Raw genomic sequence first — 24,760 nt, forward strand, 5'->3', positions numbered from 1 at the left:
GAGTCGACCTCCCCCTGGACGACGACTCGCCCGCCCCCACCCACCTACCCCAGCTCCGTTGACCGGCGGCGTGTTGTTGTTTTCGACGCGCTCATAACAACAACACGCCGCAGGTCAACAAGGCGGCGGCCCGGTGGGGGGTGGTTCCTTAGGGGAGACGTGGGTCACGTTCAGGGAACTTTCAGGTCTGTGCGCTTGGGTGGCCGTACAGGGCGCGCCCCGGGCTCGACGGGGAACGGGAGTCCGCGCCCTGGCCAACGTCATCACCGGGCCGGCCTCGCGCCGGGGCCCCGGCACCGCGGCTGAGGGGACGAATCGCCGCACGTCCCCCCGGTCGCGGTTTTTCATGCCTTGTCGGCTTTCAGCACACTTTCAGGTTGGATCCAGGCGGCCTGCAGCCGGGGAGCGCAGTCTCGTTGTCGAGGGAACGACAGGGGGATCCGAATGAACACCGACCGGCAGCAGCAGCCGCCATGGGAGCCGCAGAGACCCGACTTCACCCCGCACGGGGCCGCGCACGACGAGTACGGGGCCAGGCGAGACGAGTACGGCGGCGCGCACGGCGGCTACGGCGGCGCGCGAGACGAGTACGGGGCCGCGAACGGCGGCTATGGCGGCGCGCGCGGTGAATGGTCTGGGCAGAACGTTCCGGCGCCGGAGCGGCCGGCCGCCCGGCCGAGCCTGTTCGGCACGGCCCGGCGGAAGGTCGCGGCGGTGGGGGCCGCCACGGCACTGGCCCTCGGGGCGGGCGGCGCGGGCGCGGCGATGACGCTGGCGCTGACGCACGAGAAGACCGTCTACGCGAGCCCGACGGCGGTCTCCGGGGTGACGGCCGGCAGCACGACCGCGCAGGTGGCGGCGGCCGTCCAGCCGAGCGTGGTGTCGATCCAGGCGCAGACGGCCTCGGGCACGGCGACGGGCTCCGGGGTGATCCTCCGCTCGGACGGCGTCATCCTCACGAACGCGCACGTCGTGTCGGGGGCGCAGCAGGTCGCGGTGAAGTTCAGCGACGGCAGGACCGCGGCGGCGCAGGTCCTCGGGGCCGAGACCGGCGACGACATCGCGGTGATCAAGGCGCAGGGCGTGTCGGGCCTCAAGCCCGCGACGCTCGGTGACAGCGGCCGGCTCGCCGTCGGCGACCAGGTCCTGGCCGTGGGCAGCCCGCTCGGGCTGGACGGCTCGGTGACGTCCGGCATCGTCAGCGCGCTGGGCCGGCAGATCCACGAGGGCGACTCCGAGCAGCAGCTCCCGCCGGGGCTGCGCGGGCAGCTGTCCCAGCAGCAGCAGACCGTGATCAAGAACGCCATCCAGACGGACGCCGCCATCAACCCGGGGAACTCCGGCGGCGCCCTGGTGAACGCGTCCGGGCAGGTGATCGGCATCAACACCGCGATCGCCACGTCCGGCAGCAGCGACGGGAACATCGGGGTGGGCTTCGCCATCCCGATCGACTCCGCGAAGAAGACCGCCGACAGGATCATCGCCGGCGCCACGGTCTGACCCGGTCGCCGTCCGGCCAGGCTCTGGGGGGAGCGGGCGGACGGGCGGCGGACCGGTCAGAAGGTCCTCCCGGCCGGGCCGGGCATGGGAGGACCGGCAAGGGAGAACGGCCGCGTGACCAGCCTGTGGGTCACGCGGCCGTTCAGCCTGTTCATGGCCTCAGCCCTCTCGCGGGCTCGGCCTGTTCATGAGCCCGGCCTGTTCATGAGCTTCGTACCCTGATGGCCGGCTTGCGCTTGACCTTTGACAGCATCTTGCGCGTGGAGTGCAGGTAGACCTCCCGGGGCAGGGTGCGCACCCGCACCGGCAGCCGCGGGTACACCGTCGCCAGCACCGCGACGAGCAGCCGGAACCGCAGTTCCCGCGCCCGGCTCCACTTCCACCCGTACTGGACGCGGATGGGCTCGGGCATCATGCCCGCCGTGAGCAGCCTGATCACCATGAGGCCCGGCGCGTTCAGCGGCCCGCCCGGCAGCTTCGGGTGCAGCACCTGCTCGGCGACCGCCCGGGACGCGTCGCTGATCTCCAAGCTGTTGAGCATGCCCGCGTAGTACTCGCGAAAGTCGCGGTAGGTCTTCGGCATGCGCTCTTCCGGGCAGCCCAGGATCGTCGCGTAGACCTTGGTCTGCTGGTAGAACTCGTCAAGCTCGCGCTCGCTGAACGTCCGCCGGAACAGCAGCTGGTAGAACTGCGTCGCCACCGCGAACAGCGTGGACGCGACCCACACCTGCAACTCGGGGTCGTTCGCCTCGTAACCCGGCCCAGTGATGGACTCGTGCCCCTTGGTGACGAGGGCGCTGAGGGTCTCGGCCTCCTCCCGCGTCCCGAACTGCACGACGTAGAGCCACCCCATCGTGTTGCGCAGCCGCCGCGCGGGATCGTCCGCCGTATAGCTGTGGTCGTAGACGCCCTGCGCCACCTTGGGATGCGCGGTCTGCAGCAGCGACGCCGCCCCGCCCGCCGCGATGAGCGCCCCCTCCTGGGAGACCAGGCGGATGAGGTCGCCGTCCGTGAAGATTCCGTCCTTGAAGTTTCCGTCCGTGAAGATTCCGTCAGCCATGGCCGACAGTGTAAGTAAGTACTTGCAGTCGTCGCTACCGGAGGGTAATCCAGGCGACAAGATCAGATCGTTGCTGCGACAATGGGGACATGCCCGAGCAGATCCATGTCCGCGGCTCGGTCTCCATCCCGGAGTCCGAGCTCGGCTGGCGTTTCTCCCGCTCCTCGGGGCCGGGCGGGCAGCACGTCAACACCAGCGCCACCGCCGCCGAACTGTCCTTCGACGTCGCGAACTCCCCGTCCCTCCCCGAGCACCTGCGGGCCCGCGCCCTCGACCGCCTGGCCGGACGCCTCGTCCGCGGCGTCCTCACGATCCGCGCGGAGGAGTACCGCTCCCAGCAGCGCAACCGCGACGCCGCCCGGACCCGCCTCGCGACGCTCCTCGCCGACGCGACGGCCCCGCCACCGAAGAAGCGCGTCCCGAAGAAGATCCCGCGCGGTATCAACGAGCGCCGCCTGGAGAACAAGAAGCGCCGCGCCGCGGTCAAGCGCCAGCGTTCGGCCCGCTGGGACTGAGCGGCCCACCGCCACCCGAAGGCGGCAGTGGGCCCGGTCCCGGCGTCACCGGTTCCGGCGTCACCGGTTCCGGCGGCCGCGCTGGTCGGTGTCCTCCTCCAGCTCGATGTGCTCCTTGCGGACCTGGCCGCCGACGGTCCTCTGCTCCGTACGGGTCTCCTTGGTGGCCCGCACGCGTTCCACCGGGATGGTCTCCTTGGACACCACCGGCTCCTCTTCGTGCAGGGTCACGTCGTACTCGGCCTCGCTGATCTCCGGCCCGCGCATCGCCGCGTCCCGGTTCTCATCGGTGATCGGCTCGCGCTCGACCCGGACCTCCTCGTGGCTGACCGGGACGGTCATCTCCTGATCTTCGGTCACCACGTACTTGTGCAGCCTGGCCCGTCCGCTCTCGTGGGTCTCCTTGCTGACGTGCAACTGCTCCTCGGAGCGGGTCATCGCGTTGTCGCCGCGCGTGGGGTCCGGCTGCTGCCTGCGGCCCCGCTCGATGCTGTAGTAGTCGTACAGCCGCCGCTCCTCACTCGCCGACATGTGGCCGTTGGCGTCGACGTCGATGTCGGGCGCGTGCTTGATGAAGTCCTTCTCATAGAGCGACTCGATATGGTCGGCCACCACCTCGACGCCACTGACGGGTACGAAGGTCTCCTTGGTGCCCATCATCCCTGTCTGGACGCCCAGCCACTCGGGCCGTCCCGTGGCATCGTCCTGGAAGACGTTCTTCACATCGCCGACCTTGCGGCCCTCCGCGTCCTGCAGCGGGTGGTTCAACACCTGGGGAATCTGCCGTTCGTTGATCATTGCTTCCTCCCTCCGCTACGCGACCCTTAACCCCCGACCACGAAGACATCCACCCTCCAGGGCAAACCTCCTTAAAAGTCCCCTTTGTCCGCTTTTGCGTTCTCCTGGCTCGACCTTCCCCACCACCTGCCACGCGATGGTGGAGCTGCCCGTGATCAAGCCGGCGAACAGGCGCACATGGCCTAGGCTTGCCGTGTGGGCGAGGCTTGGGGCTCGTCACCAGCAATCCCACCGGCGAGGTTGCGAGTCACTCCTCGCAGGCACCTTCTGACCACCGAGGACGGAGCATGCGGGCATATGAGCGGCTGCGCCCGACGGCGATCGCCATCATGGAGCAGCTGGACGCGTACGGCGTGGAGCTTGATGACCAGGGCATCCACGTCATGATGAGCCCGGTCAACCGGCACGAGCTGGCAATTTCGCGACTGATGCGCCAATTGCTGCCGCAAGTCGGGGGGCACATGGTCGCACATGCCGGTACTCCGGAGATCGACGACCCTTCCACCGGGAGGATGCGCAGGCCCGATCTCGTGGTGGTACCCGAGGCCGCGTTGGAGCGCCCTGGCCGGAGCTACTTGCGGCCCGAGGACGTGGAACTGGTTGCCGAGGTGGTCTCCAGCCCCAACCCCGAGAACGACTACGAGCGCAAGACCGTCGACTACCCCGCGATGGGAATCCCCACGTACGTCATCATCGACCCGCGCAAGTCGACGGTCACGGTGTTCAGCGAGCCCGGCGCGGGTCCGGAGGGACCGCGTTACAACGCGCGACGGGACTACGTGTTCGGAGACCAGATCACGGCCGGCGGCTACGCCATCGACTCCGGCGCCTTCCTGCCCTACGAGGACGACGACTGACCTACCAGGTGCCCGGGAACATGCGGCGCTTGAGCAGGTTCGCGATCACCTCGGCCGCCGCGCCGGCGTTCCCGCAGTCCGCGAGGAATCCGGCGCGTCCGCGCTTGGCTTCGTAGTAGCTCCAGGCTCCGCCGGGGACGGCGAGAACGCTCACGGCGATCCCGACGTCCCGGACGTACACCCACAGCAGTGGCCCGGGGATCAGGAACTCCTCCGGCCGGTACAGCCGGACGAACCGCCACCCGTCCACCTGCATTTCGGCGACGAGCGCATCCAGGTACCGGACCGCGACCTCGGGCCGCCGCCGCGTACGCCACCACAGGACGCTCCGCCGCACTTCCCACGGGAGCATCATCGGACGTCCGCCTTGAGCGCCGCGCACACCCACTTGCCGCGCGGTGGCGTCGGATCTACCCAGCAGCGCGTGGCCAGGCTCTCCACGATCGAAAGCCCCCACCCTCCGTTGTCGTCGAAGTGCTCCGGGCAGAGGTCGAGCGTCTCCAGCGACAGTTCGACGTGACGAGTGACGGGCCGCGCGTCGCTCCCGTCCCACACCGCCAGGACGACCTCGCCGGCCCCGAGCCCGACGTGCACTTTGATGACGTCCGCCGCCCCGGACACCTCGACCGCGTTCGCCGCAAGCTCCCCGACGACGAGCACGGCGTCCGAAACGAGCATCGGCAGCCTCCACCTACGCAAGGCGCCCGCAACCTGATCCCGCGCCATTCCCGCAACGGCCGAAGAAGCCGCGAATTGCCGCGTTACGCCCGAATTCCACCCCATTGGCGTCATACTCGAATCACTCCCTTCCGAATTCTCGTGAGACACGCCACAGATTCGCCGCACAAGAGCCTCTTGTCGCGTGTACGGTCAGGAGTTGGGAAAGCCTGGGACAGGAGAAGATGGCCATGGCCACGAAAAGATCACCAAATGATCTTCCGCGCCCCAAGAACAACTTGTGGGACTTCATCGCCTACTACCTGCGCTTTCAACGCACCCAGCGCGGCCTGTCCGGCGAAGCGGCCGGACGCATCATCAACGCCAGCAAGTCAGAGGTGTCCCGTATCGAAATTGGCGCCGAACGCCTGGACGGGACACAGGCTGCCCTCCTCGACAAAGCCTGGGATACGGGTGGTTTTTTCTCCGTACTTGTCTGGTACGCCGCAATTGGCCACGACCCGCAGTGGTTCCCTCAGTACCTGGCGCTGGAGCAGCGGGCCAACATGATCCGGATCTTCGCCTCGCAACTGATCCACGGCCTCTTCCAAACCGAGGAGTACGCCTGCGAAATGATCAACGCGGGTAGCCCGGCGAACCTGGAGGAGGCCCTTCAAGAGCGACTCGCGAGACAGGCCGCCCTCGCCAGGCAGCCTGCGCCGTATGTCGCCGCCCTGATCTCGCAGGCGAGCCTAGAGTGGCCTATCGGATCTCCAGAGGTCATGCGAGCACAGTTTCAGCACCTTCTCGACCTGGCGGAGCGCCCGCACATCGTTCTCAGGGTTGTACCGCGCACCTGGAACGTCGGCGCCCACCCGGGCCTCGACGGAAGCTTCCAGTTGATGTGTGGAACGGACTTCGGCGAGGTGGCCTTCTCCGAGTCGGCAGGAGGCGGACGCCTGGTCTCCTCTCCGGCAGACGTGATGGACTATGCCGTAAGGTACGACCGCATCAGTGCGAAGGCTCTGCCGGAGGGGCCTTCGCTCGACCTCATCCGATCGCTGATGGAGGATCTCAAGTGAGCAGCCCAGTGTGGCGGAAGTCCAGCCACAGCGGCACCGGAGATCAGAGCGTATGCGTCGAGGTAGCTGGTCTCTACGTAGGCGTAGGCATCCGAGACAGCAAGAACCCTCAACTCGGACACCTCACCATCACCCCCGAAGCCTTCGCCGCCCTCGTGGCACGCGCCAAGCGCGACCAACTCAACTTCTGACTCCCCTCTCCCCGCGAGCCCCGGCCCATCCGCCGGGGCTCTGCCACGTCCGCGCAAGTCCAGTTACAGCGGGTTCCGGGTTGTATCGGTCGTCTGGTGGATGTGGTGGTCCGCTGGGGGCGTCAGGGTTGGGGCGTGGCTTTTAAACGGTGGCGGCGTGTGTCGCCTGGGGCATTGATCGTGCTGGCCTCGTTTGCCTTGGTGTGCGCGGCCGTGCTCTACGTGTTTGCGTGGGTGTCGTACGGCGTCTGGTACAAGCCGGATATGGCGTGCATGGCGGACGGACCGGATGCCGGCGCGTTACCTGCGGTGTCGCATCGCGACTTTCCCATCAGCCTCGTCTGCATCAATGACGAAGGTGTGCCGGCTGAGAGGGTCCCGCCGTGGCTCAATCCGATGCTCTTCGTCCTGCTGGGATCGGCTCCGGCGTTCTATGTCGCGGCGTTGGTCATGCAGGCCCGTTCACAGCTCCGACGGGACCTTCCGCCTATTCGCTGACCTCAGCGTTGCTCGCTGGGGTTCGTGAGGGCCTGCTCGGCGATTTGCGGTCACGCCCGGTTCGTAGGCGCGGGTGATCGTTTTCGGGTGGGCTCGGGCCAGGCGTGGCCAAAGCCGGGCAGAACGGGCGATGCGGCGGGGAGGATGGGAGCCGGTATTTCCTGGGACGGAGTGATTCTCGTGACCGAGATCGACACGGACGTGCCGCATTCGGCGCGCATCTGGAACTACTGGCTCGGCGGCAAGGACAACTATCCGGTCGACCGGGCGATCGGCGCACAGGTCGAGCAGGTGTTCCCGGGGATCGTGCTCGCGGCGCGGACGTCCCGGATGTTCCTCGGACGGGCCGTCCGGTACCTGGCGGCCGAGGCCGGAGTGCGGCAGTTCCTCGACGTCGGGACGGGGCTGCCGACCGTGGACAACACCCACGAGGTCGCGCAGCGTGCCGCGCCCGAGGCGAGGGTCGTCTATGTGGACAACGATCCGCTGGTCTTGGCGCACGCGCACGCCCTGCTCACCTCCACGGCGGAGGGGGCGACGTGCTACATCGAGGCCGAACTCCACGACCCCGCCGCGATCCTCGCGCGGGCGCGCGAGCATCTCGACTTCACTCGGCCGGTCGCGCTGATCCTCAACGGGATCATGGGGCATGTCGGTGACGACGGGGAGGCGCGGCGCATCGTCCGCGGCCTGCTGGACGCGCTCCCGCCGGGCAGCTACCTGTCGCTGTCGGACGGAACGGACACCGACGCGGCCTCGGTGGAGGCGCACCGGCAGTACAACGAGTCCGGCGCGATCCCCTACAACCTGCGCTCTCCCGAGCGGATCGCGGCGTTCTTCGAGGGGCTGGAGCTCGTCCCGCCGGGGCTGGTGACGTTCACCGAGTGGCGTCCCGAACCCTCGCCGTGGAACAGGGAGACGGTGCCCGGCCTGTGCGGCGTCGCCCGCAAGCCCTGACCCCGTGCGCGCGGAGGGCCCGCGGCGCCCCTCCCCGCAGGGGGCGCCGCGGGCGTGCGGTCAGACCTGCTGCCAGAGGGCGGGGACGTTCGGCGGCGTCCAGCCGGGCTGCGCGGTGTGGGCCTGCAGGCAGCGGTACGACGCGCCGTTGTAGGTCACCACGTCGCCGACGCCGTACGCCGTGCCGACCGCCCAGGTGCCGCTCGGGTCACCGGGGTCGCCCGGGTCTCCGGGGTCGCCCGGGTCGTCGACGCGGCTGCCGACGTTGACGCCGGCCCAGGCGTTCGCGGTGGCGGCGTACTCGGCGCTGTCCGCCCCGTACAGGCCGGACGCGGCCGCGAGGGTGGCGCGGCGGGCGTCGGCGTAGTCGGTGGTCGGGCGCATCTCCTCGGTGAGCGCCTTGTACCAGATCGCGGCGGCCTTCTCCCGGCCGATGCCGGTGACGGGCTGCCCGTCGGCGGTCGGCGAGTTGTACTGGACGCCGTTGATCACCTTCGACCCGCTGCCCTCGGACAGCAGGTAGAAGAAGTGGTTCGCGATGCCCGACGAGTAGTGGACGTCGACGTTCCCGGCGTTCGGCGACCAGTTGTCCAGGGAGCCGCCGTCCTTGCTGGGACGGTCCATGTACCGCAGCGGTGTGCCGTTGCCGCTGATGTTCAGCTTCTCGCCGATGAGGTAGTCGCCGATGTCGCTGGAGTTGTTCGCCCAGAACTCCATGGCGGTGGCCATGATGTCGGACGTCGCCTCGTTCAGCCCGCCGGACTCGCCCTGGTAGATGAGCCCCGCCGTGTTGGACGTGACGCCGTGCGTCATCTCGTGCCCGGCGACGTCCAGTTCGGTCAGCGGGCGGCTGTTCCCCTGCCCGTCCCCGTACGTCATGCAGAAGCACGAGTCGTCCCAGAAGGCGTTGACGTAGCCGCTGCTGTAGTGGACGCGGGAGTACGCGCCGACGCCGTCGCCGCGGATGCCCGTCCGGCCGAAGACGTTCTTGTAGAAGTCCCACGTCTCGCCGGCGCCGTAGGCGGCGTCGACGGCGGCGGTCTGGGCGCTGCTCGGCGAACCGGTGCCCCACACGTCGTCGCTGTCGGTGAACAGCGTCCCCCGACCGGACGTGGCGCCGTTCAGGTTGGTGGTGTCGTGGTTGCCGCGCCCGGTGTCGCGCAGGTAGTAGGTGCCGCCGGAGTTGGTGGTGCCCAGTTGCACGGTGCCGGAGTACTGGCTGTTACCGGTGCCGGTCTGGACGCCCTGCCACTCGATGATCTTCTTGCCGGTGAGGGCGTCGGTGATGACGTGGAGCCGGTTCGGGGTGCCGTCCCGCTGTGTCCCGCCGACGACGGTCTCCCAGGCGAGGACGGGCTCGCCGTCCGCCATCCAGACGACCTTGCGGGGCGCGACGCTGCCCTTCGCCTTGGGCGTCGCCGGACGCGTCGACACCAGCGTCTTCGGTGCGGTGTTCACCTTCAGGGTCTTGGTGACCCCCTGGCTGACGCGTGTGATGGAGCCGGACGGGGCCCGGTGGACGATCAGGTCGCCGCCGAGGACGGGCAGCCCGTCGTAGGTGCGCGTGTAGTGGGTGTGGGTGGTGCCGTCCTTGTCCTTGACGACAGTCTTCGCCTTCAACTCGACCTTGTCGCCGAGGTTCAACCGGGACGCGGTGGCGTCCTGCTGCGCCTTGGCCTGGCCGACGAGCGCCTTGTACTCCTTGGCGCTCACCTTGGCGGGCAATTGGCCGGGATTACCCGGGTTGGGCGGGGACGCGGCGGTGGCCGGCCCTGCCTGCAGCCCGATCGCCGCCATCGCGGCGGCGGTGACGAGAGCGCTGCTCAGGGCGACGCGCCTGTGGGCACGTCGGTGGACACGTCCGGGGGTCGTGGATCTCACGGGGGTACTCCTTCGGGGGCGCGCCCCGGCGGGCGCGGTGGCGCGGGCCGGGGCACTCCGGAGTGGTCGGAGGCGGGTGTGCCTGCGGAACGATCGCACGCATCTGCGGGCAAGTCACCGCAAAGTCGGCCCCCGGCGGGAACCGTAGGGAGATCCGTCCGGACGCAAGGGAAACCCCTACCGGGCGCAGGGGTGGACTATCGCGGCAGCGTCGCTCCCGGCCCGTCCAGCCGAGCCCCCGGCCCGTCCAGCTGAGCCGCCGGCCCGTCCAGCAAGGCCCCGAGTTGCGTGCGGGAGCGGATTCCGAGCTTCCGGTAGATGCGGGTGAGGGACGCCTCGACGGTCTTCACGCTCAGGAACAGCCGGTTCGCGACCTGCTGGTTGGTGGCGCCCTGCCCGACGAGCAGCGCGATCCGCCGCTCCCCCTCGCTCAGGGACGCCGGGTCGAGCGCGGCCCCGTCCCGGGGCCCCATGTCCAGGGTCGCGAGCCGGTGCCGCGCATGCTCCGCCCAGGGCCGCGCCTCGCACCGCAGGAAGATCTCCAGTGCGTCCGAGGCGGCCGCGCGGGCGGGCCCGGCGCGGCGCCTGCGGCGCTCGATCCGGGCCTGTTCGAGGAGGCAGTGCCCGGCTTCGAGGGGCTGCCCAAGGCGTTCGAACAGCGTCGCCGTCCGGCGCAGCAGAGCGACGGCCGCGTCCGGTTCGCCCCGGGCGGCGAGCAGGCAGGCGTCGGCGCGGTCGAGCCGCCCGGTCACGCCGATGCCGCGCGCCCGGTCGCCGACCACGATGCGGGTCGTCCGGATCACCTCAGCCGCCCGCTCGGTGTCGCCGAGCGCGACGAGCCCCTGCGCGAGGTCGCCGTGCCGCCGCAGGACCATCGGCGACAGCAGCCCGCGCCCCTCGCCGAGCGTGTCGATCCGCCAGAGCGCCTCGACGCCCGCGCGGACGTCGCCGAGCCGCATGCGGGCCACGCCGAGCACGTGCAGCAGGCGGCTCTGGAAGATGACGTCGTCCTCCTGCTCGGACGCCCGCAGCCCCCGCTCGGCGAGCGCCACCGCCCGGCGGAGGCTGCCGCCGGCCAGTTCCGCCAGCGCGCCGTGGTACCAGGCCGGTCCCGGGCTGAGCGCGGCCTCCTCGGTGACGCGCATGGCCCGGTCGGCGAAGTCGAGCGCCTCCCGGCACCGTCCGGTGTGGACGGCGACCTCCGACAGGTTCCGCAGGACGTGCACGACCTCCTCGCCCGAACCGCGTTCGACCAGCGCCAGCATCCGGAGCAGGTCTTCGCGGGCCTCGGCCAGGCGGTCCTCGAACACTGCGCAGTAGGCGGCCAGGTAGCGCGGCGTCATGTGCAGCTGCCCGTCCAGCGGCGGCTCCGGCAGGCGCCGCGCCCTGCGCAGGTCGGTGGCGTAGTCTCCGCGCCCCTCGATCAGCGAGATGTTCGCCCGGACGGCCAGCGCCTTCGCTTCGAGCGCCGTGTCGTCCGTCGCCCGCGCGTGCGCGAGCGCGCCGTTGGCCTCCTGCTCCGCGCGTCCGGGCGCGCCGTTCACCAGCGCGCCGAGCGCCATCCGCAGCCGCAGCGGGCCGAGCAGCGCGGGGTCGCCGGCCGCGTCGACCAGCGCGGCGGCGAACACCTCCCCCATCTCGGCGAGCCCCTGCCCGGACAGGTCCAGCAGCGCGAGCCGGACCCGCACCCGCTGCGCCGGCGTCGCGTCCGCGGCGAGGACCGCCTCGGCGGCCCGGTGCACCAGGTCGGGAAGGCCGCCGTTGGCGCCCGTCTCGGCCGCCGCGACCAGCCATTCCAGCCGTTCGGCCGGGGACCGGTCGGCGGCCAGCCGGTACAGCTCGGCGGCCATCCGGTGCGAGCCCTGCCGGACGGCCTGCTCGGCCGCCATGACCAGCGAATGGGCCAGTTCGGCGCTCGGCCCGGGGTCGGCGAGCGCGCGGTGCCTGGCCCGTCCGGCGGCGTCCGGCACCGCGGCGGCGAGCGCCCGGTGCACCCGCGCCAGGTGCCGCGCGTCGGCGGACTCGGCGAGGACGGTCCCGACGGCGGGCGGCGTGAACCGGATCCCGCCGCCCTCGCTGATCAGCAGCCCGAGACCGGCGGCGGCCCGGACGTCCCGCACGGCGCCGGCACGTCCGGCCCGGCACAGCAGGTCGGTCGTCGGCCGGATCGCGAGCGCCGCCGTCAGCAGCGTCTCGCGGGCCTCGGCCGGCAGCCGGGCCAGCCGCTCCGCGATCACCGACTGGACGCGCTGCGGCAGCGGAGCGGGCCGCCAGTGCCGCGGGATGCGGTCGGTGAACGCGCCGCCCAGGGCCAGCGCGAGATACGGGTTGCCTCCCGAGTCGGAGTGCAGCGTGTTCACCACCCGCACCGGGAGGCCGTAGCTGTCGAACATCTCGGCCAGCTCGTCCGGGCCCAGCGGGAGCACGGGCAGGTGCAGCGCGTCGGGCGCGGGAGCCCAGGGGGCGCCGCCGCCCGCCGCGAACCCGTCCGCCCACCGTCCCGCGACGACGGCCCGGACGCCCTTCCCCGCGAGCCGCCCGACCGCGTACCGGACGGCGTCGGCGGACTCGCCGTCCAGCCATTGCGCGTCGTCGACGAGCACCAGCACGGGACGTTCCTCGGCGCACCGGGCGAGCAGCCCCCGCAGGGACAACCGGCACCCGACATGGTCCGCGTGCGGTTCGGGCAGCCCGCTGAGGGGCTCGCGCGGCAGCTCACCGGCCAGCGGCGCGGGCAGCTGGTCGAGCAGCTCGGCGAGGCCCGAGCACGGCACCCACCGCTCGGTCTCCGTACCGGCGGCCCGCAGCACCAGCTCGCCGCGCGCGTCCGCCGCTGCCCCGGCGGCTTCGAGCAGCGCCGTCTTCCCGATGCCGCTCGGCCCGGTCAGCACGACGCTTGCGTTCGCCGCGAGACTGGCCTCGATGGTCGCGAGCAGTGCGGACCGCCCTGCCGGCGCGGGCGGTCTTCCCTTCCGGACCACCGTCGGCGCGGCACGGACGTCCATGGATCGCTCCTTCCAGGAGAAACCGGACGCCACCTCCGACCATAACCACGCCGACCCCCCACCCACAACGACCCCGCTCCACCGCCGACTCGGACGCCGGTAATCCTGGTGAAGAAGTGCGGGTCCTCCGCCGGCAAGGACGTCGGTCCTCCCTGGTCACGGAGGTCGATCCTCCCTGGTCAGAGACGTCAGTCCTCCTTGGTCAGGAACGTCAGTCCTCCTTGGGAGGATCGTCGAACAGCCCCTTGTCGCGCTTGTTGTAGTCGGGAACCATTTTCTGGATGGTCTCCGTGAAGTTGGCTCCGCCGGCCCCCTGGAGCAGACCCGCGAGACCGAAGCCGCCGGAGACGGGGCTTTTCCCGTGCCGCGACTGCCGCCATACCCATGAATTCGGCACCCGTCCGGTCGGGTCGGTCGCGGGCGCATTGGTCTTCATCCCGGCGCTCATCACCATCTGCTCCAGCTTGGCGAGGGTGCCCCAGACCATGTTGTCTGCCGCGTCGCGAAAGGATCCGCCCAGATCGGCGAAGACGGCATCGTTGTGGAACGCCTTCTGCCAACCCACGTCCATTGCCATGACCGCCGCGACGACTCCCGCGCAGGCGGCGGCCACCTTGGCCACCACGGTCGAGACCTGCTCCAGAAAGGTCTCGCATTCCACCGCGACCTCCGATGCCTGGGCGTACGCCGCCGGAGCGGTGAAGACGCCGGCCAACGCCGCCAGAACGTAGGCCAAGCACGCCAGCAGGATCACCGCTATCACGACCATCAACGCGACCACGATGAGCAGCAGGCCGCCGATCATGGTCATCGTGGTGCCGACCGCGAACGCGAGCTGCTTCGATCCGGTCAGCTGGCCGCGGTACTCGTCGATCCGCTCGTCATAGGCGTCCCTGTCGCGGCCCTGCCATTCCTCCTTGGGCAGCTCGGTGCCGTCGGCGGCCTCCTGGGCGCCGCCGAACTCCCCGTACATGTCCAGCCATTTCAGCCCGGCCTTGAACACGGCCTCGGGATCCCCTTGGTTCGCGTACATGAGCGCCGCGCAGGGCCATGCCGCCGGGATCACCATCGCCACGATGTTGGCACTGGTCAACGCGCCCACCGCAGCCTGGGAGCTGGCGCTGGTCATCGATCGGCTCCGATCGTCGGGTTCACGGGCGCCGAAGGGCGCTCTTGGTCTCCGCTGATTCCCAATTGGTGGCCGAGACGGCGAGGAGGTCCCGGAAGGCGTTGAGCGCCTTCTTCTTCGTCTCCAGGTCCTCCTCGGCGAACTCCACGGCCTCGGCGCACGCCATCGCGTACACGTAGGAGCTGGCGGTGAAGCCGCTCTGGACGGCGTCGCGCGACAACTGGAGATCGTTCCACGCGGCCTGCAAATGCTTGTTCACATTCGCATGCAGCCGCTGACCATGTTCGGCCATCCGGGCCGGCGTGGCACGCCGGTCATCATCACCGGGGCTCATCGCGCCTCCCGCTCTGACTGCTGCGGTTGTGCATCGTAGAGGCGCCGGAAAATATATGCAAGCGCGGTGATCGGCGACATCTCACCCGGCCTTCATGGCAGACTGGGACACCATGTCCGATCCGTTCTCCGCGTCCGTGGTCGTCGTGACGAACGAAGGTTTCGACGATGAGACCGGCCTGCTCTCCTATGTCCTCACCGACGGTGAGCGGAAGGAGATCGGCCGAGCGGTCGAGATAAAGCGCAAGAATCCGCTGCTCATGCGCATCGCGCCGCCGATCGAGCCCAAGCCGTTTCATTTCGAGTTGCTACTGAGCACCGGGGCCGGCATGCCATTGCTCAGGGTCGAGAAGCGGCAGCGCTTTCCCCAGCGCGTATGGGCCTCGGTCAGCGAACCCGCCGGACCGGTGATCGGCGTCCTGACCGCACCCGCGTTTCCGTGGCGGTCCTGGGACTACAAGATCAGAGACGCCGAGGGGATGGAGACGGCGCGTATCGAGCGTGTCCGCCGGCGCCATTTCCCCTATACCTGCGTCCAGGACGGCACGGAGATCGCCCGGGTGGACGCGACCAGGGGCTGGCAGACGAAGGTCCGCGGCACCAGAGACTTCTTCAACAGGTTCGGGAACGAGTACACCGTCCAGATCTCCGGCGAGGCGCGGGGGCCGCTGCGCACCCTGCTCGCCGTGTTCCCGATCATCGGCGACCTGAGCCGCAACGAGATGGCCAACCAGGTCATACGTCCCTGACCCAGAAAGGACCGCCCATGGCCGGCATGTTCGACGTGGAGGCGATGCTCGGCATCGACATCGCCGGTGCCGCCCAGTCCGCGCAGCGCATGGCCGAGAAATCGGTGGAGCTGCAGGAGCGCCTCGCGGGGCTGACCGGGGAGGCGGAGACCCCGGACGGCCGGGTGCGTGTGGTGTTCTCCCCCGAGGAGGGCCTTCCCGAGGTGCACATCGACCCGCGCGCGATGCGGATGGGCTCGGAGGAGCTGGCGGCGACCATCAGCAGGCTCAGTCGCGAGGCCGTCCAGGACCTGCAGCGGCGCAAGCAGGAGATCGCGGGCGAGGTGTACGGGGATGATGCGGCCGCCGATGTCCCCAAGCCCGAGGCGCTCAAGGAGACGCTGCGAGGCATGGACGACATCGTCCAGGCGGTGTCGCGGGACGCCAACGCCATGCTCGACCAGATCCGCCGGCAGATGCCACGCGAGAGCTGAGAGCCGTCCACGAGCACGTACGCCCGCCGCGCCGGGGTGGCGGGGCGGGCGTACGTGACGGGTGGGTGGGTGGGTCCGTGAAGGGTGGGTCAGTCGAACTGCTCGATGAAGGGGACCTTCTTGCCTGACTGGGTGTTGGTGCCTGCGCTCACTAGGGCGGACGTGCCGGGGCGGGGGTCGGCGTCGGTCACCTGGGCGGTGCCGGTGCGGGAGGGGCCGTTCAGGGTCGTCCAGGACGTGCCGTCGTAGTGCAGGTACTGGGTGTTCGCGCCGGTCGTGACCGGGAGCACGACCACGCCGCCGTTGCCGTCCGATGACATGCCGATGCCGGTCGCGGTCAGCGGGAGGTTGATCGTCGTCCAGGACGTGCCGTCGTAGTGCAGGACCGCGTTGGTGGTCTGGGCGTTCTGCCGGGCGCGCAGGACGTAGACGTTCGTCGGGGAGTCCGCGACGATGCGGTGCAGGGTGCCCTGGAATCCGGGGGTGCCGAGGCCACCGGGGACGTTGATCCGCGTCCAGGACGTGCCGTCGAAGTGCATCACCAGCCCGGTGACGGACGTACCGGTCTCGGCCGTGGTGCCGGCGAGCCACACGTCGTTCTCGGCGCGGACGTCCAAGGCGGTGATGGACGAGGACGGCGGCAGCGGCACAACGGGGTCGACCCAGGCGTCGCCCGTCCAGCGCAGGATGGCGCTCGGGCCACCGCCGGAGGGGTTGATCCCGGCGATGGAGTAGGCGGTGCCGTCGGGGGCGGCGGACACGGCGGTCGGGAAGCCCACCAGCGGGTAGGCGACCTGGCTCCACGCGGTGCCGTTCCAGTAGAGGCCGAGGGTGCCGCCGAGGTTGTAGCCGATGATCCACGCCTTGGACGGGCCGGCGACGGCGACGTCGATCGGGGTAAAGCCGACCGGGCTGGTGTCGGCGGCCCACGCCGAGCCCGTCCAGCTGACGATCTTCGCCTGCGGGCCGAAGAAGGAGCCGGCGGCGCCGACGGCCCAGCCCGCGTCCCCGGCGCCGAAGTCGACCCGGTCCAGGCTGCCGTCGTAGGTCAGGGCCGTGCTGGCGACGTCCGTCCAGCCGGCGGCGTGCGCGGGGGCGGCCACCGCGACCGTCCCGGCGCCGCAGGCCAGGGCGGTGGCGATCACCAGTGCCGCGTTGCGTCTCATAGGCTCCCACTTCCAAGATCACAGCAAGGGTGCGCCACAGAGTACGGGATCACTTACTGGCGCGGTGCGGGGAACCCCCGCCCGATCGGGATGGCGCCGGGCGCAGACGCCAAGACGCCCGGAACCTCGCGATTCCGGGCGTCTCACGACAGGGAGGGCTACTCGCCCTTCCAGTTCGGCTTGCGCTTCTCGGCGAACGCCGCCGGGCCCTCCTGGGCGTCCTTGGAGGTGAAGACCGGCAGGGTGATCTCCTGCTGCTTCTTCCACGCCTCCTCGGTCGACCAGTCCGCGGACTCGACGATGACCCGCTTGGTCGCCGCGAGCGCCAGCGGCGCGTTCTCGGCGACCTTCAGGGCCAGCTCCTTCGCCGCGGCGAGCGCGCCGCCGGACTCGGCGAGCCGGTTGACGAACCCGAGCTCGGCCATCCGCTCCGCCGGGTACTTGTCGCCGGTGAGGGCGATCTCCATGGCGATGTGGTACGGGATGCGCTGCGGCAGCCGCAGCAGCCCGCCGCCCGCCGCGACCAGGCCGCGCTTCGGCTCGGGCAGCCCGAACTGGGCGTCCCGCGCCGCGACGATCATGTCGCAGGACAGCGCGACCTCGCAGCCGCCGGCCAGGGCGTAGCCCTCGATGGCGGCGATCATCGGCTTGGCCGGCGGACGCTCGGTGAGGCCCGCGAAACCGCGCCCCTCGACGACCGGGTTGTCGCCGGTGAGGAAGCCCTTGAGGTCCATGCCCGCGCAGAACGTGCCGCCGGCGCCGGTGAGGATGCCGATGGACAGGTCCTTGCGGGTCTCCAGCTCCTCGACGGCCGCCGCGATCCCCCGCGCCACCTCGCCGTTGACCGCGTTGCGGGCCTCCGGGCGGTTGATGGTGATGACGAGGACGGCGCCGTCTTCCTCGGTCAGAACAGCGGCGTTTCCGGGGGGCGCGGGGGGTCGTCCCCCCTCGGGCGATACAGCGTCGGTCATTCAGTGCCTCACTTCGGCTGGAAGCGGATACCGCCGTCGAAGCGGATGGTCTCGCCGTTCATGTAGTCGTTCTCGATCAGGGCCTGGACGAGGTGCGCGAACTCGGCCGCCGTGCCCATCCGCTTCGGGAACGGGACGGGCGCGGCGAGCTTGGCCTTGAACGCCTCGGCCTGCTCGCCCGAGCCGTAGATCGGGGTGTCGATGATGCCCGGGCAGATGGTGTTGACCCGGACGCCGATCGCGGCGAGGTCGCGCGCCGCTGGCAGCGTCATGCCGACGATGCCGCCCTTGGACGCGGAGTAGGCGATCTGCCCGGTCTGGCCCTCCAGCGCGGCGACGGACGCGGTGTTGACCACCACGCCGCGCAGGCCGTCGGCGTCGGCGGGCTCGGTCTTGGAGATCGCGGCGGCGCCGATCCGCATCAGGTTGAAGGTGCCGATGAGGTTGACCCGGATGACGGTCTCGAAGGAGGCCAGGTCGTGCGGGGTGCCGTCGCGGCCCACGGTCCGCGACGCCCAGCCGATCCCGGCGCTGTTGACGATGACGCGCAGCGGGGCGCCGGTGTCGACGGCGGCCTGCACCGCGGCCTGCACCTGCTCCTCGTTGGACACGTCGGTCTTGACGAAGACGCCGCCGACCTCGTCGGCGAGGGCCTTGCCCTTGTCCTCGTTCAGGTCGGCGACGACCACCTTGGCGCCTTGGGCGGCCAGCGCGCGGACGGTGGCCTCACCGAGGCCGCTCGCGCCACCGGATACGACGGCGGAAACTCCGTTCAGGTCCATAAGCGACACCTTACGTGAGGGACCGAATGTGGTTCGGGGTGATGCTATCCAGACGGCACCGCGCGCTCCGCTCACACCCCGGCGGATCGCCGAGCGCGTTATTACTCACGGGTTACAATAGGGCCCGCGTTTGCTCCGCGCAGCTCCGGGCACCCGCGTCATGTGGACGGCGGGGTCGAGCCCGGGAGGAGCCGAGCATGAGCGAACGTCCGGCACAGAGCCAGTCCTACCCCGGCCGGACCGGCGACATGGCACCCGAACCCCGCGACGAGATGAGCGACCACCTCGGCAGCGACCTGCTGCACGGACGGCGCGCGCTGATCACCGGCGGCGACTCCGGCATCGGGCGCGCCACCGCCGTCGCGTTCGCCAAGGAGGGCGCCGACGTCGCGATCACCTACCTGGAGGAGGACGACGACGCCCGGCACACCGCGGGGCTGGTCGAGGCCGCCGGGCGGCGCTGCTTCACCTACGGCGGCGACATGGCCGAGGAGCGGCACTGCCGGGAGGTCGTCGAGCACGCCGTCCGGGAACTGGGCTCGCTGGACGTGCTCGTCCTGCACCACGGCACGCAGACGCCGGTGAAGGACGTCCGGGAGATCGACGGCGCGCAGCTCCGCCGGACGTTCGAGGTGAACGTGTTCGCGGTGTTCTGGACCATCCAGGAGGCCCTCGGCCACATGGAGCCAGGATCGTCCATCATCATCACGGGGTCCATCAACGGGCTGCGCGGCAACAAGTCGCTCATCGACTACTCCGCCAGCAAGGGCGCCGTGATGTCGCTGACCGCGAGCCTCGCCCAGAGCCTCATGGACCGCGAGATCCGCGTCAACTGCGTCGCGCCGGGTCCGGTCTGGACGCCGCTGATTCCGGCGACGTTCGACGCGGAACGTGTCGAGTCCTTTGGGAAGAACGCACCGATGGGACGTCCCGCCGATCCCGATGAGATCGCACCGTCCTACGTGTTCTTCGCCTCCAATCGGCAGTCGTCGTACTACACCGGACAGACACTGGTCCCCGCCGGCGGGGAGATACATCCGGGCTGATGGACGTCCAGCGAAGCGACACTGGAGAGTCCGGCTGCGGACGCCGGAAGGCGGGTTCGCGCTCGGCGCCCGGCTGAGCGGGCGGTGGGACGACCGGGAGATCACTCCCCTCCGCGCGATCTCACGATCGTCCACCGGCCCATCACGTAGGGCGAACGTTCACCAGGCCGACACCCGTTCCCGTGCGGGAGGTCCGTCTACGGGCTCGGGCACTTCCAGGCAGTACATGGCGTAGGCGTGCTGGATCACCGGCAGCGCCACGTTGCGCACCCGGATCCCGCCCGAGGTGAGGCCCTTCTCCGTCCCCTTGTGCGCGTGGCCGTGCACGGCGAGGTCGACAACGCCGGCCGAATCGATCGCCTCCCCCAGCAGGTAGCTGCCGAGGAACGGGTAGATCTCCGACGGCTCGCCTTCGAGGGTGTCCGCGCACGGCGCATAGTGGGTGAGGGCGACCGTGACGTCGGTGTCCAGATCGGTGAGGGACGTGTTCAGCCGGTCGGCGAAATCCTTGGTGTGCCGGATGAACGCCTTCATCTCCGGCTCGCCGAAGTCGCTGGCGCAGCGGCCCTCGAACCCGCCGCCGAACCCCTTCCCGCCCGCGATGCCGAGGCTCGTCCCGGCACAGTCGATCACCGTCGCGTCGCCTTCGAGGACGGTCACGCCGGCGTCCCGCAGCACGACCGCGATCTCGCTCTCGGCGTCGGAGTGGTAGTCGTGGTTGCCGAGCACGGCGACCACCGGGACGCCGAGGCCGCGCAGCTCACCGGCCGCGACCTCGCCCTCCTCGACCGTCCCGTGCCGGGTCAGGTCGCCGGCGACCAGGAACACGTCCGCCTGCTCGGCGAGCGCGGTCAGCCGCGCCCGGTACGCGCCGGCCACCTCCGGCCCGACGTGCAGATCGCCCGCCGCCGCGACGCGGATCATGAGATCCGCTCCGTTCCGTCCGGCGCGGGCACCGCGACGACGTGCAGCTCGTTGCAGATCCGGCGGCCCTCGGCGGCGTCGCGGGCCGCCTCCTCGACGGCCCGGCTCCGCTCCTGGCTCACCACCTCGCCGCGCAGGTGGACGACGTCGCCGCGGACGTCCACCCGGATGCCGAGCTCGTACGCCTCCGTCGCGAGCCGCTCCTGGATGTGCGCCGCGACGTACCCAGATATGTCGGTCATGACCTGCCCCCTTCGGTCACGGAATCCCGTCCAGTGCGCCGGCCTCGATCACGTCCAGCCGGGCCAGCAGCGTGAGGAACGCGTACGCGTACGGGGACCGCGCCGTCTCGGCGGCCACCCGGCGCCAGTCCACCTGCTCCCGCAGCGCCCGGCCGACGTGCAGGAACCCGCTGAAGTCGCAGGCGGTCTCGGTGAACGCCAGCAGCCGCATGATCACGAGATCGGTGGCGGGCAGCACCGGCATGAGCACCGCCCCGACCGCCATCTCCCCGGCCCGGCCGAGCAACTCCCCGTCCACCGGACGGCCCGACGGGGTGTGGATCAGGTCGATCAGGTGCTCGCCGTCGTACGCCTTCTCCAGCCAGTTCTCCGGGCTCTCCAGGCGCGTCATGCCCGCGGTGAGGAGCGCGTCCAGGGCCGCCCGCACGTCCCGCTCCCGCACCACGAAGTCGACGTCGTGCGTCGACACGGCCGCGCCGTGCGCGTACGCCGCGAAGCCGCCCGCGAGCGCGTACCCCACCCCCGCGTCGCGGAGCGCGGCCGCGGCCCGCTTCAGGGCGTTCAGCAGACCCTCGGCGACACCGCCCGAGCCCGGCCCCGGACCGGCGGTGCCGGACCCGCGCGTAGCGGCCATCGGCTCCGTCTGCACGTCCCCTCACGTGTTTTCCTGGTCGATTGCGGTCGCCGTGGCGGTACCCGTGGAGCCACAGGTCATGCCCTCGTCAGCGGACGCGGTAGGCGGCGGGCGGAGTCGGGGTCGTGCCGAGACAGGTCGCGACCGGATCCTCGATCGAGCACCAGCCGGGCGTGCGCACCGGCACGTACCCGGACGGGACGCCCCGGTTCGCGATGATCGACCGGTACGTGGGGACGGCGTCGGTCGGACGACGCGTGAGGGCCGGGTCGGTCAGCGCGTCCACCGTGTAGAGGCCGAACCGGGGACGGTAACTGCCCCACTCGTAGTTGTCGGTGAGGCTCCAGTAGTTGTAGCCCATCATCTTCACGCCGTCGGCCATCGCGCGCTGGATCCAGTAGATGTGGTCACGAAGGTGGTCCGAGCGCGTGTAGCCGTCCGCGCGTGGTTTTCCGTTGTCGGTGGACATGCCGTTCTCAACGATGTACACGGGCAGGTTGGGCAGCCGCTTCTGGTAGCTCTTCAGGACGTAGTACAGGCCCTCAGGCTCAGGGTCGATCTTCCAGAACTCCCCGGTGAGCGCGTACACCGAGGTGAGGTTCTGCAAGTTCGCGCCGTAGTAGTAGTCGATCCCTATGAAGTCGAGCTTGTCGGTGACGTCGTTGAACAGCGCGGCGTCGAAGATGCCGTTGAGGGCCGTCCCGTAGGCGACGTTGCTCGACACGAGGGCGCCCGGGTCGACCTGGTGAATCATGTCGTAGGCGGCGCGATGCGTCTTGATGAGGGCGTCGCGCATCTTCAGCATCTGCCCGAGGTCCATGGGACGGTGGGTGAGCTCCTTGTAGATGTAGGCACTGGCCTCGTTGAAGGTGATCCAGATGACGCCCTGGTTCTTGTAGCGGTTGACGACGAAGCGTGCGTTGCGGAGCCAGTCGTCCTGTGTTCGCGGGTTGTCCCAGGCGCCCTGGTCGGCGATCCAGCCGGGGTACACCCAGTGGTCGAGGGTGAGCATCGGCCGCATCCCGTTGGCCTTGATGCTGCGGATGAGGTCGTCGTAGTAGGCGAGCGCCTCCGGGTCCCGGTGGCCGCGTCGCGGCTCGATGCGGGCCCACTCGATGGACGTCCGGAAGACGTCCACGCCGAGGCCCTTGGCGAGCTTCAGATCGGCCGGGTAGCGGTGCCGGAAGTCGACGGAGTCGCCGTAGGGGTCGGACGCATCGCCCGCCCCGCTCTCGGCGTACCGCGTCCAGTTGCTGTCGGGGAAGGACCCTTCGCTCTGGAACCCGGACGTGGCCACGCCCCACAGGAAGCCTTCCGGAAACTTGGCTGTGGCCGGTGTGGGTGGCGTGGGTGTGGACGCGGCTGCGGGGGTCGTCGCGTAAGCGGCTGCGGGGGTCGTCGCGTGGGCGGCTGCGGGGGCGGACGCGAGGGTGGACGCTGAGGTAGATGCGGGTCGGCTCGGTGCTGCGGCGGCCGCCGGTGACGCACCCAGCGTCAGCGCGACCACCGCGGCAAGACAGACAGATCCGATGAAGCGGGCAGTGCTGGCGGCGGCGCGAGGAGAACGGGCGAGGGGGACGGGACCGGCGGGGCTGCCGAACACGGGACTCCTTCCCGGAACGGAACCTGCATCTCCTTCGGACTACAGGCGGCTCCTTCGGACTACAGGCGGCCGGGACCGGCCCGTCAACCCCTCGCCCGGCCGAATCGGGCAATCTCGTCCGTCCACAACCGGGCCACGCCGCCGCGCCCCGCCGCGCCCGCCGCGCCCGCCACGGCCGCTGCGGTCGCCGTGGCCGGGGTCCCACAGCGTCCACCCCATTTACCGATACGTGATATACGCCACAAATGATCGCCCGGCGGTGCCCGAGTTATCCACAGAACGCGATTCCAGTTCCCTCACGCCTCCGCACGCGTCACCATGAAATCGATCTTCCTGCGGGAATTCGTGACCTAGTTCACAGTTCTCGCAGCATGCCCGGAATCAGCGCAGGCCAAGGCGGGAGCAGACGTGCGGCCACCACCGTCCGCGAACCTCGAAATGCCCGGAGGGATTTGCCATGTTCACCCGACCCTGCATACGTTCCTGCCCGGTTCATGCGGCACAACCGCCGCCCAGATAACAGAACACGCACCCGACGCGCGGCAGCGGCGCGCACGGCCACCCTCGACCGGAGCCGGCGCGGATCCCCCAGGTCGTCCGACATGGATAGGTCGTCCAGCACGGACCCCGCACGAAAGCCGCCGTCGGACGCCGAATCCGTGCCGCCGAGAGGCACGGAACCGGAAGCGGCCATGTCCTTTCCCGCGTCCTCCGAATGACGCCGCGGAATGGCCGCGCCATCCCGCTCCCCCTGTGGAAGACCACCGGGGTGACGGCTGCCCTGTAGGCATCAACCGCGAGGTCTGGAGTTATTCTGCATACCCCTCGAAACCCCCTGAAGGCCGGATTCACCACCGGTGGCCTCATCCTCACCACGACCGCGGCGCTCGGCGCGTCCGTCCTCGCGACCGGACCGGCCGAGGCGGCGGCACCTGCTGCGGCGGCACCGCAGCAGCAGGCCGTCGTGGTGACGACCATCGCGAAGGTCTCCGCCAAGCAGTCCCGAGCCGCGAAGCAGAAGAAGCGCGCGGCCTACGCCGTGAAGTACGCGGCGAAACAGATCGGCGACCCGTACCGCTACGGCGGCACCGGCCCCGGCTCCTGGGACTGCTCCGGCCTTGCCGGAGGCGCCTGGCGCAAGGCCGGGGTCAAGCTCCCCCGCACCACCCAGCAGATCTACCGCGCCGTCAAGAAGAAGGTCTCCTGGAAGGGCGCCGTCAAGGGCGACCTGCTGTTCTTCTACGACGGCCGCACCCACATGGGCGTCTACGCCGGCCACGGCTACATGATCCACGCGCCGAGCTCCGGCAAGCGCGTCAAGAAGATCAAGCTGACGAAGTACTACAAGCGCAACTTCAACGGCGCCGTCCGCCCCGGCCTCTGACCAACCCGACCGAACACCACCCCGTGGCCCGGCCCCCATGCCGGGCCACACCCCACCCACCCCACAACCTGCCAGTCCCACGCCCCGTCCGCCCCACACCCCGTCCAGCCCACACCCCGTCCCCATCTCACGACCTGCCCACCCACGCCCCACGCCCCGTCCACCCCACGACCCGTCCGCCCCACGCCCTGCCCACCTCACACCTCGTCCACCTCACACTTCGTCCACCTCACGAACTGCCCCCCCAAAACACAACGCTGCGCGCGGCTGCCCGCCGCGGCGGCCACGCCCGGCCGGACTGCGGTTGAATCAGAAGCTCGACC

Annotated in this window: 26 protein-coding genes; 11 read left to right on the forward strand and 15 right to left on the reverse strand. The window is 70.3% G+C overall.

Features of this window, described 5'->3' with window-relative positions:
* Window positions 1-444 precede the first annotated feature (444 nt).
* Entirely contained in the window at window positions 445-1,500 is a 1,056-nt protein-coding gene (locus tag ABZ806_RS27480) for a S1C family serine protease (RefSeq protein WP_500220285.1), read from the forward strand.
* Between the two features lie 202 nt (window positions 1,501-1,702).
* On the opposite strand, the gene ABZ806_RS27485 is transcribed toward ABZ806_RS27480, so the two are convergent.
* Window positions 1,703-2,560, reverse strand: a complete 858-nt coding sequence (locus tag ABZ806_RS27485) for an oxygenase MpaB family protein (protein WP_500220286.1) — start codon at window positions 2,558-2,560, stop codon at window positions 1,703-1,705.
* 89 nt (window positions 2,561-2,649) lie between these two features.
* On the opposite strand from ABZ806_RS27485, the gene arfB reads away from it, so the two are divergent.
* Window positions 2,650-3,075 (forward strand): alternative ribosome rescue aminoacyl-tRNA hydrolase ArfB, encoded by a 426-nt coding sequence (gene arfB / locus ABZ806_RS27490; RefSeq protein ID WP_500220287.1) that lies wholly within the window; start codon window positions 2,650-2,652, stop codon window positions 3,073-3,075.
* Window positions 3,076-3,135: 60 nt separating this feature from the next.
* On the opposite strand, the gene ABZ806_RS27495 is transcribed toward arfB, so the two are convergent.
* On the reverse strand, window positions 3,136-3,873 hold the full coding sequence (locus tag ABZ806_RS27495) for a DUF2382 domain-containing protein (RefSeq protein ID WP_500220288.1): 738 nt from the start codon (window positions 3,871-3,873) through the stop codon (window positions 3,136-3,138).
* Window positions 3,874-4,160: 287 nt separating this feature from the next.
* On the opposite strand from ABZ806_RS27495, the gene ABZ806_RS27500 reads away from it, so the two are divergent.
* Window positions 4,161-4,730: a Uma2 family endonuclease gene (locus tag ABZ806_RS27500; RefSeq protein ID WP_500220289.1), complete on the forward strand. Its 570-nt coding sequence runs from the start codon at window positions 4,161-4,163 to the stop codon at window positions 4,728-4,730.
* A gap of 1 nt (window position 4,731) precedes the next feature.
* Here ABZ806_RS27500 and ABZ806_RS27505 read toward each other — a convergent pair whose 3' ends face one another.
* A complete protein-coding gene (locus ABZ806_RS27505) occupies window positions 4,732-5,085 on the reverse strand; it encodes a hypothetical protein (protein WP_500220290.1) in 354 nt (117 codons plus the stop codon).
* Window positions 5,082-5,522, reverse strand: coding sequence for an ATP-binding protein (locus tag ABZ806_RS27510; protein WP_500220291.1), 441 nt, complete (start codon window positions 5,520-5,522; stop codon window positions 5,082-5,084). The genes ABZ806_RS27505 and ABZ806_RS27510 overlap by 4 nt, the downstream gene beginning before the upstream one ends.
* 110 nt (window positions 5,523-5,632) lie before the next feature.
* Between ABZ806_RS27510 and ABZ806_RS27515 the strand changes: the two genes are divergently transcribed.
* The 4 genes from ABZ806_RS27515 (at window position 5,633) to ABZ806_RS27530 (ending at window position 8,115) form a co-directional block, all read left to right on the forward strand.
* The gene (locus ABZ806_RS27515) at window positions 5,633-6,469 is read left to right on the forward strand and encodes a DUF5753 domain-containing protein (RefSeq protein ID WP_500220292.1); all 837 of its coding nucleotides are present in this window, start codon (window positions 5,633-5,635) and stop codon (window positions 6,467-6,469) included.
* A gap of 8 nt (window positions 6,470-6,477) precedes the next feature.
* The gene (locus ABZ806_RS27520; RefSeq protein ID WP_500220349.1) at window positions 6,478-6,660 is read left to right on the forward strand and encodes a DUF397 domain-containing protein; all 183 of its coding nucleotides are present in this window, start codon (window positions 6,478-6,480) and stop codon (window positions 6,658-6,660) included.
* Between the two features lie 96 nt (window positions 6,661-6,756).
* Window positions 6,757-7,158, forward strand: a complete 402-nt coding sequence (locus ABZ806_RS27525; protein WP_500220293.1) for a hypothetical protein — start codon at window positions 6,757-6,759, stop codon at window positions 7,156-7,158.
* Window positions 7,159-7,302: 144 nt separating this feature from the next.
* Window positions 7,303-8,115: an SAM-dependent methyltransferase gene (locus ABZ806_RS27530; RefSeq protein ID WP_500220294.1), complete on the forward strand. Its 813-nt coding sequence runs from the start codon at window positions 7,303-7,305 to the stop codon at window positions 8,113-8,115.
* Between the two features lie 60 nt (window positions 8,116-8,175).
* Here the strand turns inward: ABZ806_RS27530 and ABZ806_RS27535 are convergent, their stop codons facing one another.
* From ABZ806_RS27535 to ABZ806_RS27550, 4 genes are all read right to left on the reverse strand, one after another.
* Window positions 8,176-9,996 (reverse strand): M4 family metallopeptidase, encoded by a 1,821-nt coding sequence (locus tag ABZ806_RS27535; RefSeq protein WP_500220295.1) that lies wholly within the window; start codon window positions 9,994-9,996, stop codon window positions 8,176-8,178.
* Between the two features lie 197 nt (window positions 9,997-10,193).
* On the reverse strand, window positions 10,194-13,001 hold the full coding sequence (locus tag ABZ806_RS27540) for a helix-turn-helix transcriptional regulator (protein ID WP_500220296.1): 2,808 nt from the start codon (window positions 12,999-13,001) through the stop codon (window positions 10,194-10,196).
* A gap of 211 nt (window positions 13,002-13,212) precedes the next feature.
* The gene (locus ABZ806_RS27545) at window positions 13,213-14,130 is read right to left on the reverse strand and encodes a hypothetical protein (protein ID WP_500220297.1); all 918 of its coding nucleotides are present in this window, start codon (window positions 14,128-14,130) and stop codon (window positions 13,213-13,215) included.
* 22 nt (window positions 14,131-14,152) lie between these two features.
* The gene (locus ABZ806_RS27550; protein WP_500220298.1) at window positions 14,153-14,389 is read right to left on the reverse strand and encodes a hypothetical protein; all 237 of its coding nucleotides are present in this window, start codon (window positions 14,387-14,389) and stop codon (window positions 14,153-14,155) included.
* 187 nt (window positions 14,390-14,576) lie between these two features.
* Here ABZ806_RS27550 and ABZ806_RS27555 point away from each other — a divergent pair, with 187 nt between their 5' ends.
* Both ABZ806_RS27555 and ABZ806_RS27560 read left to right on the forward strand, forming a co-directional pair.
* Window positions 14,577-15,212, forward strand: coding sequence for a hypothetical protein (locus tag ABZ806_RS27555; RefSeq protein ID WP_500220299.1), 636 nt, complete (start codon window positions 14,577-14,579; stop codon window positions 15,210-15,212).
* 17 nt (window positions 15,213-15,229) lie between these two features.
* Window positions 15,230-15,685 (forward strand): YbaB/EbfC family nucleoid-associated protein, encoded by a 456-nt coding sequence (locus tag ABZ806_RS27560; RefSeq protein ID WP_500220300.1) that lies wholly within the window; start codon window positions 15,230-15,232, stop codon window positions 15,683-15,685.
* Window positions 15,686-15,774: 89 nt separating this feature from the next.
* On the opposite strand, the gene ABZ806_RS27565 is transcribed toward ABZ806_RS27560, so the two are convergent.
* The 3 genes from ABZ806_RS27565 to ABZ806_RS27575 form a co-directional block, all read right to left on the reverse strand.
* The gene (locus tag ABZ806_RS27565) at window positions 15,775-16,851 is read right to left on the reverse strand and encodes a hypothetical protein (RefSeq protein WP_500220301.1); all 1,077 of its coding nucleotides are present in this window, start codon (window positions 16,849-16,851) and stop codon (window positions 15,775-15,777) included.
* Between the two features lie 158 nt (window positions 16,852-17,009).
* The gene (locus tag ABZ806_RS27570) at window positions 17,010-17,822 is read right to left on the reverse strand and encodes a crotonase/enoyl-CoA hydratase family protein (RefSeq protein WP_500220302.1); all 813 of its coding nucleotides are present in this window, start codon (window positions 17,820-17,822) and stop codon (window positions 17,010-17,012) included.
* A gap of 8 nt (window positions 17,823-17,830) precedes the next feature.
* A complete protein-coding gene (locus tag ABZ806_RS27575; RefSeq protein WP_500220303.1) occupies window positions 17,831-18,604 on the reverse strand; it encodes an SDR family oxidoreductase in 774 nt (257 codons plus the stop codon).
* Between the two features lie 197 nt (window positions 18,605-18,801).
* On the opposite strand from ABZ806_RS27575, the gene ABZ806_RS27580 reads away from it, so the two are divergent.
* Window positions 18,802-19,650 carry an SDR family oxidoreductase gene (locus ABZ806_RS27580; RefSeq protein WP_500220304.1) on the forward strand — a complete coding sequence of 283 codons (849 nt, stop codon included), beginning with the start codon at window positions 18,802-18,804 and terminating at the stop codon, window positions 19,648-19,650.
* Between the two features lie 159 nt (window positions 19,651-19,809).
* Here the strand turns inward: ABZ806_RS27580 and ABZ806_RS27585 are convergent, their stop codons facing one another.
* The 4 genes from ABZ806_RS27585 to ABZ806_RS27600 all read right to left on the reverse strand — a co-directional run bounded on the left by ABZ806_RS27585 (window position 19,810) and on the right by ABZ806_RS27600 (window position 23,053).
* Window positions 19,810-20,574 (reverse strand): metallophosphoesterase family protein, encoded by a 765-nt coding sequence (locus ABZ806_RS27585; protein ID WP_500220305.1) that lies wholly within the window; start codon window positions 20,572-20,574, stop codon window positions 19,810-19,812.
* Entirely contained in the window at window positions 20,571-20,816 is a 246-nt protein-coding gene (locus ABZ806_RS27590) for a BON domain-containing protein (protein WP_500220306.1), read from the reverse strand. Before ABZ806_RS27590 ends, ABZ806_RS27585 begins: the two co-directional genes overlap by 4 nt.
* Before the next feature lie 16 nt (window positions 20,817-20,832).
* Window positions 20,833-21,450, reverse strand: coding sequence for a nucleotidyltransferase family protein (locus ABZ806_RS27595; RefSeq protein ID WP_500220307.1), 618 nt, complete (start codon window positions 21,448-21,450; stop codon window positions 20,833-20,835).
* Between the two features lie 88 nt (window positions 21,451-21,538).
* Window positions 21,539-23,053, reverse strand: coding sequence for a glycoside hydrolase family 1 protein (locus tag ABZ806_RS27600; protein WP_500220308.1), 1,515 nt, complete (start codon window positions 23,051-23,053; stop codon window positions 21,539-21,541).
* 964 nt (window positions 23,054-24,017) lie between these two features.
* On the opposite strand from ABZ806_RS27600, the gene ABZ806_RS27605 reads away from it, so the two are divergent.
* The gene (locus ABZ806_RS27605; RefSeq protein ID WP_500220309.1) at window positions 24,018-24,437 is read left to right on the forward strand and encodes a C40 family peptidase; all 420 of its coding nucleotides are present in this window, start codon (window positions 24,018-24,020) and stop codon (window positions 24,435-24,437) included.
* Window positions 24,438-24,760 lie beyond the last annotated feature (323 nt).

This window comes from Spirillospora sp. NPDC047418 (assembly GCF_040643275.1).
In the GTDB taxonomy this organism is placed as follows: domain Bacteria; phylum Actinomycetota; class Actinomycetes; order Streptosporangiales; family Streptosporangiaceae; genus Spirillospora.

What these genes read in the sequence shown, in the direction of transcription:
- ABZ806_RS27480 (WP_500220285.1), top strand. Translation starts at nt 445, where the DNA reads ATGAACACCGACCGGCAGCAGCAGCCGCCATGGGAGCCGCAGAGACCC.
- ABZ806_RS27485 (WP_500220286.1), bottom strand. Translation starts at nt 2,560, where the DNA reads ATGGCTGACGGAATCTTCACGGACGGAAACTTCAAGGACGGAATCTTC.
- arfB (WP_500220287.1), top strand. Translation starts at nt 2,650, where the DNA reads ATGCCCGAGCAGATCCATGTCCGCGGCTCGGTCTCCATCCCGGAGTCC.
- ABZ806_RS27495 (WP_500220288.1), bottom strand. Translation starts at nt 3,873, where the DNA reads ATGATCAACGAACGGCAGATTCCCCAGGTGTTGAACCACCCGCTGCAG.
- ABZ806_RS27500 (WP_500220289.1), top strand. Translation starts at nt 4,161, where the DNA reads ATGCGGGCATATGAGCGGCTGCGCCCGACGGCGATCGCCATCATGGAG.
- ABZ806_RS27505 (WP_500220290.1), bottom strand. Translation starts at nt 5,085, where the DNA reads ATGATGCTCCCGTGGGAAGTGCGGCGGAGCGTCCTGTGGTGGCGTACG.
- ABZ806_RS27510 (WP_500220291.1), bottom strand. Translation starts at nt 5,522, where the DNA reads ATGACGCCAATGGGGTGGAATTCGGGCGTAACGCGGCAATTCGCGGCT.
- ABZ806_RS27515 (WP_500220292.1), top strand. Translation starts at nt 5,633, where the DNA reads ATGGCCATGGCCACGAAAAGATCACCAAATGATCTTCCGCGCCCCAAG.
- ABZ806_RS27530 (WP_500220294.1), top strand. Translation starts at nt 7,303, where the DNA reads ATGGGAGCCGGTATTTCCTGGGACGGAGTGATTCTCGTGACCGAGATC.
- ABZ806_RS27540 (WP_500220296.1), bottom strand. Translation starts at nt 13,001, where the DNA reads ATGGACGTCCGTGCCGCGCCGACGGTGGTCCGGAAGGGAAGACCGCCC.
- ABZ806_RS27545 (WP_500220297.1), bottom strand. Translation starts at nt 14,130, where the DNA reads ATGACCAGCGCCAGCTCCCAGGCTGCGGTGGGCGCGTTGACCAGTGCC.
- ABZ806_RS27555 (WP_500220299.1), top strand. Translation starts at nt 14,577, where the DNA reads ATGTCCGATCCGTTCTCCGCGTCCGTGGTCGTCGTGACGAACGAAGGT.
- ABZ806_RS27560 (WP_500220300.1), top strand. Translation starts at nt 15,230, where the DNA reads ATGGCCGGCATGTTCGACGTGGAGGCGATGCTCGGCATCGACATCGCC.
- ABZ806_RS27565 (WP_500220301.1), bottom strand. Translation starts at nt 16,851, where the DNA reads ATGAGACGCAACGCGGCACTGGTGATCGCCACCGCCCTGGCCTGCGGC.
- ABZ806_RS27570 (WP_500220302.1), bottom strand. Translation starts at nt 17,822, where the DNA reads ATGACCGACGCTGTATCGCCCGAGGGGGGACGACCCCCCGCGCCCCCC.
- ABZ806_RS27575 (WP_500220303.1), bottom strand. Translation starts at nt 18,604, where the DNA reads ATGGACCTGAACGGAGTTTCCGCCGTCGTATCCGGTGGCGCGAGCGGC.
- ABZ806_RS27580 (WP_500220304.1), top strand. Translation starts at nt 18,802, where the DNA reads ATGAGCGAACGTCCGGCACAGAGCCAGTCCTACCCCGGCCGGACCGGC.
- ABZ806_RS27585 (WP_500220305.1), bottom strand. Translation starts at nt 20,574, where the DNA reads ATGATCCGCGTCGCGGCGGCGGGCGATCTGCACGTCGGGCCGGAGGTG.
- ABZ806_RS27590 (WP_500220306.1), bottom strand. Translation starts at nt 20,816, where the DNA reads ATGACCGACATATCTGGGTACGTCGCGGCGCACATCCAGGAGCGGCTC.
- ABZ806_RS27595 (WP_500220307.1), bottom strand. Translation starts at nt 21,450, where the DNA reads ATGGCCGCTACGCGCGGGTCCGGCACCGCCGGTCCGGGGCCGGGCTCG.